Raw genomic sequence first — 11478 nt, 5'->3', positions numbered from 1 at the left:
GAGACAGATACGTCCAGTCGACCGACGGGTGCTCATACGTTCAGAACTCTCACCGTCCCACCTAAGCCCCGGATGCGTGTTTCAGTAGGGGAAACAGTGAGACCGTGCTCGATCAGTGAGTCGACCTGCCGTGTGAACCCCTCTCAGAGCAATACTACTAGCCGCACCGTCTCGAGCGGAGCAACGTCAGTTGACAGCAGGCTTGGGTCGGTGTGGTGTTACAGTGTCTCCCAGAGCGAAACGATGTCACTCGCACACGCAACAGGGACCGGGGACGCCGCTGGGGAAACGGACGACCGCCCGTCGACGGAGATCATCGAGTGCCTCAACGCCGAGTACGCACAGCGAATCCTGGAGGCCGTCCGGGCGGAGGCAAAGCCAGCTCGTGAGATCGCAGACGAGTGCGGAGCGTCTCGGACGACGGTCTATCGACGGTTGAACGCGCTTCAGGAGGCGGGACTCGTCGAGACGGAGATGCGATACAACGCTGATGGCCACCATCGGACGGTCTTCGAGGCGAGCTTCGAGTCGCTCGCCCTCGAGATGACGGCCGACGGTCTCACCGTGTCGATACTGGCAGACGACGACGAGAGTTCGCTCGACCGACCGCAACTGTCGGTCTCGAGTGATTGAGCCCTGCCGCCGGTGAGCGACTTCGGCTAACGGCCCCTTCCGACCCAGTGAGAGTGTGCTCCGGGAGACCTGCCCCGCTCCAGACCGACCGCCACGACTGAGAAGCTATATCGACAACCGCGGTACGGGTGTCGCTGCTCGTCCCGATGTCTATCTCGGGACGGCCTGTAACTCCTCGACGGTGCCGTCCTGTCCGTCACCGCTGGCGACGACGATCAACGGATCGTCGGTCGGCGCGAACACGTCCATCTCCGCACCGTTCCGTGAGTACCACTGGTCGACGACCGTCACGAGACCAGCCTCATCGAGGCGGTCGAGGTGGTAGCCCACGTTCTGGATCGACGCGTCGGTCCGCTCCGCGAGTTCGGACTGCGTCGCGGGGCTCCGATGGAGCTCCGCGAGCACGGTTCGGGCGAGACTCGATCCGAGGACCGAGAACACCTCGCCGGCGTCGTCGTGACCGAGTTCGACGACTCGCGACCCCGGGTCCGGTCGATCGACCGGTGACTTCTGCGGGAGCAAGTGACTCATACCACAGCGTCCGTCTGGCACCCCCAGAAACGATGCCACTACGTCTGTCGACACGTCAGCACACCGGAGCTATACTACTAGCCTCCCAACTGCCGGGAACGCGTGACACAGTCGCCGGGGACCCCTTCGAGGGCGAGCCGGTGCCAGCGTGGCTCCCCCTCGCTTTGGATCGTGAACGAAGGGGAGACGTGCTCTCGCCCTGCTCTGTCGCCGTCGAATACCGCCGAATCACTCGATTCGCCGGGTGTCTACCGCAGCCGAAAAGCGATCCACGACTGGGTGCAGAAAGCCGATCGACAGCCGGAGTCCGGCAAGTCACCGACTCACAGTCCGTCCGGGATGCCGACAGTAACCGCGATACACAGCGTCCAACGCCGGCCCTGACCCGTTCCAAGTAGCACGTCGGTAGAATCCCCAGTTCCAATACCCCTCCGGTTGAACAGCCGCCCACCGATGGCCCCCGACCTCGTTCTCGCAGCTGGGTTCCGCATCTGCGGCACGTTCACCGTTGTTCTGGGGCTCGTTCACTTCGCGATGCCGTGGCTACTGGACTTCGACGGCGCGATACCGACCGACGGGGACTCGCTGCAGCCGCTGAATCTGCTGGTCGTCACGTACCAGACGAAGCGATCGGACGTCCGCGGGATCGCACAGATCATGAACCACGCCGTCAGCTACACCCTCGTTTCGATCGGGCTCGTCGATCTCCTCGCGTCGCGCTGGCTTGGGGCGTGGTTCGCGCCGTACCTGCTCGTCTGGATCGCTGGCTGGTGGTTTCTCCGCGCGGCGACACAGCGTCACATGGGTTCCCGAACGGGCGACTGGCTGGTCGCAGCCGGGTTCACTGCTGCAGTTGCTGTTCCTCGCCGCCATCGCCGGCGTAGGCTACCTCGTCTATCGCGCGGTGGCCACCGCCGATGGCGGGACCGATCGGGCCCTCGATGAACTCCGGCTCGCCTACGCCCGTGGCGATCTCACGGACGAGGAGTACGAACAGCGGAAAGAGACGCTCGAAGGGGACCCCTGACCCGAACCCACCTATGCCGACCACCCGAGAAAACGCACCGTCGCTTCCGGACTGGCTAGAACAATACGCGACGGCCGGCCGATACGGACTGGTACTCGGGACGGTCCTCTGTCTCGTCGCCCTGTTCACGGATCCCGTTCCCGACCCGTCGTTCCCGTGGGCGACGCTCCCCCCGTCGCTGCGACTCCCACTGACGCAACCGCGGATCGAACACTGGCCGGTCACCTACACGCTCGGGATCTGGCTGTGGGTCTTCTGTTTTCCGGCCCTGTTCCTCGCGGGATACCGGCGATACGGTGACTCAGATCGTGGACCAGCGGTGTGGTCGGTGGGGCTTCCGACGGTCGCGATGCTGGCTTGGACCACGTACTGTCGGTTCTTCTGGCCGAAGCTTCGGCCGCCGACCTGGAACGCCCCGGCCTACACGTTCGTCTGCTGGCTGTACTGTTCGACCTACGACGTCATCTGGAGCAACGCAGCCTACGCGATCGCGCTTCTGGGCGTCGTCGCAACGGCGCTCGCGCTCCAGCGAAAACGGGGCAGCGAGTACGCCCTTCTCGGATTCGGCGTCCTGGCACTCCCGCTGGGACTGCCGGCTCTCTACGAGGGATATCGCCGAGCAGGACGGGAGAGCTGACTGGACGGTCCGATACCTGAGACGGGTGCGATCTCGACCGCTCAGTGCTGCCCTGTGGACGTCTCGGCCGCGAGTCGGAGCTCCAGAGCCGGCTGGGCACCGAGTCGATCACACAGGTCCCAGAGCGTCGCCGCGTTGCTCGACACTACCGGGACGCCGAACTCCGCTTCGATCGACGACAGTGCCGAGAGAGACCGATAGTTCGTACAGGAGACGAACAGCGCCTCCGCGTTCGGTGCCGCCTGAAGTACCGACCGGGCCTGCCGTTTCGCAGCCGCGGGGGTCAGTTCGCCGATGGCGGTGTTCGCGACGAGTTCGCGCCCGTCGAGCGCGACCACCTCGAAGCCGTTGTCGGCGAGGTACTCGCGCTCCCGTTCGTTCAGTTCCGAGGTGTACGGCGTCGCGACGGCGACGCGATCGGCGTCGAGTGCGGACAGCGCGCGGACGACCGAGCGTGCGGTCGCCACCGCCGGACCTCCGACGGCTTCGGAGAGTTGTGCCTCCAACGCCGCGTCGAATCCGGGGCCGTGCAGGAGGCTCCCGGTCGTACAAGCGTACGCGACGCCGTCGACCGACGCGTGCGAGAGCAGCGAGGCCGCCCGCTCGGCGTCGTCGGCCATCTCGTCGAGTGCGTCCGCGGTCACGTCTTCAAGCGGCATCCGGGCCGTGTGTGCCGTCCACTCGGCGGGGAGCGCGTCGCGGAACTCCGGCTCGACGGTCGTGTTCGACGAGGGGACGACCAGACCGACGCGGGTCACGAGTCGTCGACCTTCCCGTCGCGACGGTCGGCGTCGCTCGCGGCCCGGGAGCGCTCGTCCGGGTCGCCGTGGCCGCCACCGCCGGGCGTCAGTATCGAGACGGTCGTGCCCGCCTCGACGTCGATCGACGCCTTCGCGGGCACCTCCTCGCCGTCGACGAGGTTCACGCCGGTCGCGCCGTCCTCGCCGCCGTCGACCCCGGCGGGGGCCGTCCGCCGGCGCTCCGTCAGCAGCGACACGGTCGCGTCGGTCTCGACGGTCACGGTCCGTTCGAGACCTAGTCCGCCCCGGTACCGGCCGTCGCCGCCGCTGCCGGGCCGGAGCGCGTACCGTTCCAGGCGGAGCGGGTACTCGGTCTCCATCGCCTCCACGGGCGTGTTGAGCGTGTTGGTCATCCCGACCTGGACGCCGTCCATCCCGTCTTTCTCGGGGCGAGCGCCGAACCCGCCGCCGATCGTCTCGTAGTAGGTGAACTCGCCGCTCCGGTCGCCGATGATGAGGTTGTTCATCGTCCCCTGACTGCCGGCTGGGACCTCCTCCGGGACCGCCCGGGCCAGCGCCGCCAGCGTGACGTCCGTGACCCGCTGGCTCGTCTCGACGTTGCCGCCGACGACCGCCGCCGGGGGCTCGGGGTTGAGCACCGATCCCTCCGGGGCCGACACCGAGACCGGCTCGTAGCAGCCGTGGTTCGGCGGGATCTCCGGGTCGGTGATCGCGCGGACGACGAAGTACACCGCGCTCTTTGCCACCGAGAGCGGCGCGTTCAGGTTGCCGGCCACCTGGTCGGCCGTCCCGTCGAAGTCGACGTCGACGGACGGTCCGTCGATCGTGACGGTCGCTCGGATCGGGATGTCGTGGTCCGTCACCCCGTCACCTTCGAGGACGTCGCTCGCTCGGTACGTCCCGTCCGGGAGGTCGTCGAGTTCGGTCTCGACCCGCTCGCGAGAGTAGTCGATGACGGCGTCGAACGCGTCGAGCAGCGTCGGCCCGTGTTCGTCGAGCAACTCGCCGACGCGTTCCTCCGCCCTGTCGTTCGCGGCGCGCTGGGCCCTGAGATCGGCCTCGCGCTCGTCGGGCGTCCTGACGTTCGAGCGGATCAGCTCGTGGACCGCGTCGTTTTGCTCACCCTCCTCGACGAGCCGGACCGCCGGCAGCCGGAGCCCCTCCTCGTAGATCTCCTGGGCTCCCGGCGGCATACTCCCGGGTGCGCTGCCGCCGACGTCGGCGTGGTGCGCTCGCGACACCGCGAACCCGATCACCTCGTCGTCGGGTGCGATCGTCGAGACCAGCGTGATGTCGGGGAGGTGGGTCCCCCCTTCGAACGGGTCGTTGACGACGAACACGTCGCCGGGCTGGGGGTCCTTCTCGAGGACGATGTCGACCGCGTCGGGCATCGCCCCGAGGTGGACCGGGATGTGTTCGGCCTGTGCGACCATCCGTCCGGCCGCGTCGAAGAGCGCGGTCGAGCAGTCCTGTCGCTCCTTGATGTTCGGCGAGTACGCGCCGCGGATGAGGACGTGGCCCATCTCCGTGGCGACGCTCTCCAGTTTGTTCCGGAGGATCTCCAGCGTCACGGGGTCGATCTCCCCGCCCGTCTCGGACACGCCGCCGGAGCCGCCGTTCTGTCCCTCGGTCGTGGGTTCGGGTTCGTCACTCATTCGTCTCGCACCTCCGCGATCAGCGCGCCGTCGTCGCGTACCCGGACGTCCCAGGCGGGCGGCACGACGACGGTGCTCTCGTCGCCCTCGACGATGGCGGGTCCGTCGACCATTTCGCCGGGAGGGAGTCGCTCGCGGCCGTACACCGGCGTCTCGTGGGTTCCGTCGCCGAAGGCCGCCTCGCGGGTCTCCTTCCGCGGATCGCCGCCGCCGGCGTACTCGATCGACGGCGTGGTCCGTGCGACGGTCGCGGTCACGCGACAGTTGACCAGCTCGACCGGTTCGTCAGTCCGGTAGCCGTAGGCGGACTCGTGGGCCCGTCCGAACCGCTCGCCCGCCGCCTCGGCGTCGAAGGGCCGGTCGACGTCCACGGCGAGCTCGAAGCTCTGCCCGGCGTACCTGAGGTCAGCCGAGCACGCCACGCTGGCGCGCTCCCGGTCGCTGACCTCGGCCAGCAGTTCCTCCGTCAGCTCCTCGTACACCGCGTCGACCGCCTCGGGGTCGACCTCCGCGAGCGAGCGCTGGTGGGTCCGGACCGCGTCGCGCTTCTCGTCGGCCGCGAGCAGCCCGTACGCCGAGAGGACGCCGGAGGCTCGCGGGATCACCACCCGGTCGATGTCGAGGCTGTCGGCGATGGCGATCGCGTGCATCGGCCCGGCACCGCCGAACGCGACGAGCCCGAACTTCCGGGGGTCGTGGCCCCGCTCGACGGTCACCGAGCGGATCGCTCGCGTCATGTTCGCGTTCGCGACCCGGTAGACGCCGCGGGCCGCCGCCAGGGGCCCGTCCATCCCCGCCTCGTCGGCGAGGTCCGACAGGACGTCGTACGCGGCCTCCGCGTCCAGCGACATCTCGCCGCCGAGGCTGGTACTCGCGCCGATGTACCCGAGGACGAGGTTCGCGTCCGTCACCGTCGGTTCCGTCCCGCCGTTGCCGTAGCAGGCCGGCCCGGGGTCGGCCCCGGCGGACCGCGGTCCGATCCGGAGCGCGCCGCCGGCGTCGACCCAGGCGATCGACCCGCCGCCCGCGCCGACGGTCTCGATGTCGACCATCGGCGTCTTGATCGGCCGGTCGTTGATGACGCCCTCGGTGGTCCGCTCGGCCTCGCCGTCGCGGACGAGGCTCACGTCGCTCGAGGTCCCGCCCATGTCGAAGGTGACGAGCCCCGACTGGTCGTCGTCCTCGCCGCCGGCCATCGCGCTCGCGCCGACGACGCCCGCGGCGGGTCCCGAGAGGACGGTCGAGACGGCGTTCTCTCTGACCGTGTCGGCGTCGGTGGTACCCCCGTTGGCCTGCATGATCCGCGGCTGTGGGACGCCGCGGTCCCGCGCGCGCTCCGTCAGCCGGCTCACGTACCGGTCGATCGCCGGGCGGACGTACGCGTCGACGGCGGTCGTCGACGTCCGCTCGTACTCGCGGAACTCGGCGAGCACCTCGTGGGAGGCCGAGACCGGGACCGCGAGCTCCTCCCGCAGCACCGACGCGACCCGTTCCTCGTTGTCGGTGTGCGCGTAGGCGTGCAACAGCGAGACGGCGACGGCCTCCACGTCGCGCTCGCGGATTCGTTCTGCGACCGCCCTGACCTCGTCCTCGTTGACGGACCGCTCGACCCCGTCGGGGGTCGTCCGCTCGGCGACCTCGAACCGGCGGCGTCTGGGGATCAGCGGCGTCGGCTTCTCGGCGTCGAGGTCGTACAGCGACGGCCGGTCCTGCCGACCGATCTCCAGGACGTCCCGGAACCCCTCGGTCGTGACCAGTGCGGTCTTCGCACCGTCCTCCTCGAGGAGCGCGTTGACCGAGACCGTCATCGCGTGGGCGAACTCGGTCAGCGTCTCGGGGTCGACGCCCGCCTCCTCGCAGGCCTTCTCGATGCCGGCCATCACGCCCTCGCTCTGTTCCTCGGTGGTCGGGACCTTCGCGGTCACGAGGTCGCCGTCGAGCGCCAACGTCACGTCGGTGAAGGTCCCGCCGACGTCGACGCCGATTCTCCGGCCTGCCATCTACAACACCCCGGCCACGCTGAGCAGCGTCCGGACGCCGAGCCACACGACGACGATCGTCACGATCGCGCCGAGTGCGTTCGCGACCCGCCCGTTCGTGTACTCGCCGAGGAGCGCGTCCTGGTTCATCGCGTAGATCAGGAAGATCGCCACGATCGGGAGCAGGATGCCGTTGACGACCTGGGCGAAGACGATGATCTCGACGGGGCTACCCCCCAGGAGCACGGAGAGGACGCCGACGCTCAGGATCGTGCCCCAGACGGCGCGAAAGCGGGTGCTCTGCAGGTCGGAGTCCCAGCCCAGCGCGCCCGTCGTGGCCCACGCGCCCGCCAGCGGGGCCGTGGTCGCGCTCGTGAAGCCGGCGGCGAACAGCCCGATGCTGAAGAACAGCTCCGCGTAGGGCCCCGCGATCGGCCGGAGCTGTTCGGCCATCCGACCGACGTCGCTGATCTGCGTCCCGGGTTCGAAGGCGGCTGCCGCGGTGACCATGATCGTGATCGTGATGATCCCACCGACGGCGATCGAGATGACGGTGTCGGTCCGAGAGCGGCCGATGTCCTCGGGGCCGCCCCACCGCTCCTGGACGTTGCTCGCGTGCAGGAACAGATTGTATCCGACGATGGTCGTCCCGATCAGCCCCGTGATGAGATACAGCGAACCCGAGGGGACGCCCGGGACGAACCCCAGCGCGATCGCGCCGAAGTCCGGCCCGATGAGCGCCGCCGACGCGACGAACGAGAGGGCCATCACGGCGACGAGGCCGACGAGTGCCCGCTCGATCAGCTTGTACCGGCCGGTGTACAGCAGGACGCCCGCGACGAGCCCCATCACGACGCCCCAGATCGTCGAACTCACGCCGGTGATGGTCGCGAGCCCGGCGGCCCCGCCGAGGATGTTCCCGGCCTCGTAGGCGGCGGTCCCGATCCCGATCGCGCCGACGACCAGGAAGGTGCTCACGTACTCGACCGCTCGGTTGTCGAACCGCTCACGGAGCGCCTCGCCGAGCCCCTCGCCGGAGACGAGGCCGAGTCGTGCGCTCATCTCCTGCAGGACGATCGTCGCGACGATCGAGAAGGCGATCGTCCAGAGGAGCGCGTAGCCGAACTCCGCGCCCGTTACGCTCGCGGTCGTGACCGTCCCGGGGCCGATGAAGGCGGCTGCAACCATCGCGCCCGGCCCGACGGCTTTGAGTCGTTGAACGAGAGTCATTAATGATGTCGTTGACACCCAGTGACAGGGTGCAGAGAACCGGTAAAAAGGGTTGTTGAGAACCGTGTGCAGACAGTTCACAATCAGTGTGATCGCGTGCACGAATCGGCCGAGCGGATGCACAGAGATACGAACGGTCACCGCTCCGTCTCGGTAAAGAGGACCTTCGAGACGCTCTCCTCGATCTCGACGTCGAAGTCCAGGTCCGCGACGCTTCCCCGGATGAACCGGGTCATGAACCACCGCAACGACTCCGAGGGGAAGACGACGTGATAGCTGCCCTCGTCGGCTCCACGGACGGTCAGGAACCCACACACCGAGAGCCAGTCCAGGACGTCTTCGAGCGAATCGAACCGCTCGGCGTACTCCTGTGCGTGATACTCCGCGACCCGGTCGATCGTCTCGAGGAACTCGTCGTCCCGATCCTCCGGCTCCGCGACCTGGTCCAGGAACGCGTGCAACAGGTCGACGTCCAGGAGGACGTGTTCGCCCGTCGAGAGCATCTCGTAGTAGGTCTGCAGGTGATCGCTGTCGCTCGCTCGTGCCGACTCGAAGTTCGCCGCGTAGAACGCGATCGCCTCCCGGATCACCTCGCTCCGACTGCCGTCGGTCTGTTCGCTCAGACTCTCCAGCGCTTCCCTGGACTCCTCGTCAAGTGATACCGTGACGCGGTCACTCGGCATAGTTCCCGATTCCGCCAGAGTGACTAATAAAACGTGGATATCGAACGTCCGGCTCGAGCCCGGATAACCGGAGAGAGCGACGGAGCACCCGGACCGCGTGATAGCCCGTCCGACGATTGTATAACGTCGGGAGACTGACCGAGGCGATCGGCACTCGCCCGGTCACGTCCACTGGGACTCGTCGGGGGACTTCCGCGGGTGAACTAACGGCTACGAGAGTGTGACCGTTCCCCCCGATTACGGAGACGTGCTCGGCAGTCGATGCGAGTGCGCTGCTGGAGTCCAAGGCTACGGTCAGACGCTGCCTCCGCTTGCCTGCTCTCTCTGTGTACCTGCTGCTCAGTCGGTCTGTACGAGGAACAAAAGGGTGTTTCAACCTTCGCGAGGACGGCTCCCCTCTCCAGAGCCGCCCCGACGTTTGACTTCGAACGGTTAATTGTGTAGAGCATCTATCGTCGTCTCGTGAATGATCGGAGCGATCGGTTAGAATCCGGCTCGGAGGTTCTGCGCCGACAGGCAGTTCGAATTCCGCTCCCGGACGTAGAGGCAGAACGGTCCTTCCATCAAAATATGATGCGAATTGCAGCCGCCGGCGACCGAAAGAGCGAGTTGCTCGACGATCCAGACGTGCCGTTGACGGAAGTCTACCAGGACGAACTGGACGAGATGAGACAGAGTTTCGAGCACCGCCTGCAACAGGTCGCCGGCGAGAACTACTACGATGTTGCAACCGCGTATCTCGATGGCGAGCGTGACGACTGGATTGGGGCACTCGCGGCGTACTACCTAGAGTGTTACTATCGCTTACAGGAACGCTACACGGTCGACGAGCAAATCTTCTTTTTGTTGATCCTGCGATACCCGAAGTGTTTCACTGTGAACCTCAGCTTTCTCACCGGTGAGTTCAGCTCCGACGCGGTGAGATACGAATCCTCCAAGCACGTCGACGCCGACCTCACCGAGCACAGTCGAGAACAGCTCCACGCCGACTGCCAGTACTCACAACACAAAGCCGCGGAATACCTCCGCGAGCACGTCGATTGTATTCGAGGAGCCGTCCCCGACCCGGATACGACCCCGTTCGAACAGCGGCAGTACGGAGGATTCGTACATATCACGGGGAGACGAGGATCGACGTTCGGGGAGGTCCTGGATTCCGTCGCTCCGAACCCAGACCGATTCGACGAGCAGCCATCGACACCTGGCCTCGTTCCGGAGGGCCCGGAGGCCGACAGAGCTAAGCAGCAGTTCCTCACCGACAGTCAAGTCCTGATCTGACAAACGGCTTCGCTGTCCTGACCGATACACGCCTGTCTCGACCGACAACGGAGTCGTCCTCCTACCAGAGAGGCCGCTATCGGTCGACCTGAGTTGGGTCATATATCGGAATCGCGGAATGAATTCACGAGTACTGTTCAAGAGGTGGTGTCGAGTCAGCTCACATCCGGCTAGCGGAACAGAGCGTAATCGAGGTACGCATAGAGCGAGATCATCCGATATGAGAAAGTGAGCGACATATCCCGAAATTCTCTCGGGTGAACACGCTGATGATTGCTGCGGGTATGGGGCCGAAAACAGAGAGTTACGGAAGGTATGTCGCGAGGAAGTCCACTACCCGGTCCAGTGGTTTATTGATTCTGTCGTCCTCCGATTCGTCATCTTCCTCCGAGGCCATACGTGAACATACCGCTGTTGATGTAAGTAATTGACCCTGGTGAGTCTCTCGTGGTCGAAACCGAACCACAGCGCCCAGAATCCGTTTCAAACTCTCGTCGTTTCTATCGGCCAAATAACGGCATCCGTTTTACACCCGTCTGTCCCGAACCGTCGCGTGGAGACGATGTCCGAAACTGGTCCCCTCTCTCAGTCCGGAAAGACACAGTGGAAGGACGCCCTCGTCGGCGGGCTACTCGCGCTCCCAGGTACCGCACTCGCAGCGTGGCGATCACCGGAGAGTATCTCACTCGGAACGGTCGTCGTCGGGAGTGCAATCGCTGACTCCCTGATCAAGCGACGCGGCGGGAACGGCACTGCAACTGGACTGCGAGCCGCGCTTATTGGCGGATTTCCGGCAGTCTGGGCGTTAAAAGGGTTAGTTTGGGCACTCCCGACCATCCCGAATCCACCGTGGTTCCAAGCAGTTGGTGTCGTGGTGACACTTACTGTCGGGGGCGTTATTCTACTCGTCGTAGCTGTCTGCGGCGCGCTTGCTGGGCGCGTGGGCGGCTGGCTAGCCGAACAGCGCGGTCACGGGGGTGTAGCCGACGCAGGCGGTAGTGTCGACACTACTTGACAGAGAGGTAATGACACGGCCGCGTCCCGCGCTTCAGAGACCACGTCTC

12 protein-coding genes and 1 pseudogene are annotated in these 11478 nt (G+C 66.2%); 7 read left to right on the top strand and 6 right to left on the bottom strand.

Going from position 1 to position 11478, the window contains the following annotated elements:
- The first annotated feature begins 243 nt into the window (after positions 1 to 243).
- The gene (locus tag P0592_RS18710; protein ID WP_276274005.1) at positions 244 to 633 is read left to right on the top strand and encodes an ArsR/SmtB family transcription factor; all 390 of its coding nucleotides are present in this window, start codon (positions 244 to 246) and stop codon (positions 631 to 633) included.
- Positions 634 to 783: 150 nt separating this feature from the next.
- Here P0592_RS18710 and P0592_RS18705 read toward each other — a convergent pair whose 3' ends face one another.
- Positions 784 to 1164: an ArsR/SmtB family transcription factor gene (locus P0592_RS18705; RefSeq protein WP_276274004.1), complete on the bottom strand. Its 381-nt coding sequence runs from the start codon at positions 1162 to 1164 to the stop codon at positions 784 to 786.
- 204 nt (positions 1165 to 1368) lie between these two features.
- Here P0592_RS18705 and P0592_RS18700 point away from each other — a divergent pair.
- The 4 genes and pseudogenes from P0592_RS18700 to P0592_RS18690 all read left to right on the top strand — a co-directional run.
- Positions 1369 to 1485, top strand: a pseudogene (locus tag P0592_RS18700) (IS6 family transposase); the annotation flags it as partial.
- A 132-nt stretch (positions 1486 to 1617) separates the two neighbouring features.
- Positions 1618 to 2109 (top strand): hypothetical protein, encoded by a 492-nt coding sequence (locus tag P0592_RS20270; RefSeq protein ID WP_419181144.1) that lies wholly within the window; start codon positions 1618 to 1620, stop codon positions 2107 to 2109.
- The gene (locus P0592_RS18695) at positions 2069 to 2191 is read left to right on the top strand and encodes an SHOCT domain-containing protein (protein ID WP_419181143.1); all 123 of its coding nucleotides are present in this window, start codon (positions 2069 to 2071) and stop codon (positions 2189 to 2191) included. The genes P0592_RS20270 and P0592_RS18695 overlap by 41 nt, the downstream gene beginning before the upstream one ends.
- 13 nt (positions 2192 to 2204) lie before the next feature.
- On the top strand, positions 2205 to 2828 hold the full coding sequence (locus P0592_RS18690; RefSeq protein ID WP_276274003.1) for a hypothetical protein: 624 nt from the start codon (positions 2205 to 2207) through the stop codon (positions 2826 to 2828).
- A gap of 41 nt (positions 2829 to 2869) precedes the next feature.
- Here P0592_RS18690 and P0592_RS18685 read toward each other — a convergent pair whose 3' ends face one another.
- The 5 genes from P0592_RS18685 to P0592_RS18665 all read right to left on the bottom strand — a co-directional run bounded on the left by P0592_RS18685 (position 2870) and on the right by P0592_RS18665 (position 9136).
- On the bottom strand, positions 2870 to 3586 hold the full coding sequence (locus P0592_RS18685) for a maleate cis-trans isomerase family protein (RefSeq protein ID WP_276274002.1): 717 nt from the start codon (positions 3584 to 3586) through the stop codon (positions 2870 to 2872).
- Positions 3583 to 5244, bottom strand: a complete 1662-nt coding sequence (locus tag P0592_RS18680; RefSeq protein WP_276274001.1) for a hydantoinase B/oxoprolinase family protein — start codon at positions 5242 to 5244, stop codon at positions 3583 to 3585. Before P0592_RS18680 ends, P0592_RS18685 begins: the two co-directional genes overlap by 4 nt.
- A complete protein-coding gene (locus P0592_RS18675; protein WP_276274000.1) occupies positions 5241 to 7244 on the bottom strand; it encodes a hydantoinase/oxoprolinase family protein in 2004 nt (667 codons plus the stop codon). The genes P0592_RS18680 and P0592_RS18675 overlap by 4 nt, the downstream gene beginning before the upstream one ends.
- The gene (locus tag P0592_RS18670; RefSeq protein WP_276273999.1) at positions 7245 to 8453 is read right to left on the bottom strand and encodes an Nramp family divalent metal transporter; all 1209 of its coding nucleotides are present in this window, start codon (positions 8451 to 8453) and stop codon (positions 7245 to 7247) included.
- A gap of 137 nt (positions 8454 to 8590) precedes the next feature.
- Positions 8591 to 9136 carry a ribbon-helix-helix protein, CopG family gene (locus tag P0592_RS18665; RefSeq protein ID WP_276273998.1) on the bottom strand — a complete coding sequence of 182 codons (546 nt, stop codon included), beginning with the start codon at positions 9134 to 9136 and terminating at the stop codon, positions 8591 to 8593.
- A gap of 462 nt (positions 9137 to 9598) precedes the next feature.
- Here P0592_RS18665 and P0592_RS18660 point away from each other — a divergent pair, with 462 nt between their 5' ends.
- Entirely contained in the window at positions 9599 to 10414 is an 816-nt protein-coding gene (locus P0592_RS18660; RefSeq protein WP_336406680.1) for a hypothetical protein, read from the top strand.
- A 562-nt stretch (positions 10415 to 10976) separates the two neighbouring features.
- Positions 10977 to 11429, top strand: coding sequence for a DUF5518 domain-containing protein (locus P0592_RS18655; RefSeq protein WP_276273996.1), 453 nt, complete (start codon positions 10977 to 10979; stop codon positions 11427 to 11429).
- Positions 11430 to 11478 lie beyond the last annotated feature (49 nt).

The sequence above is a fragment of the Haloarcula litorea genome (assembly GCF_029338195.1).
GTDB lineage: Archaea > Halobacteriota > Halobacteria > Halobacteriales > Haloarculaceae > Haloarcula > Haloarcula litorea.
This window is presented reverse-complemented; position numbering and strand designations above follow the sequence as displayed.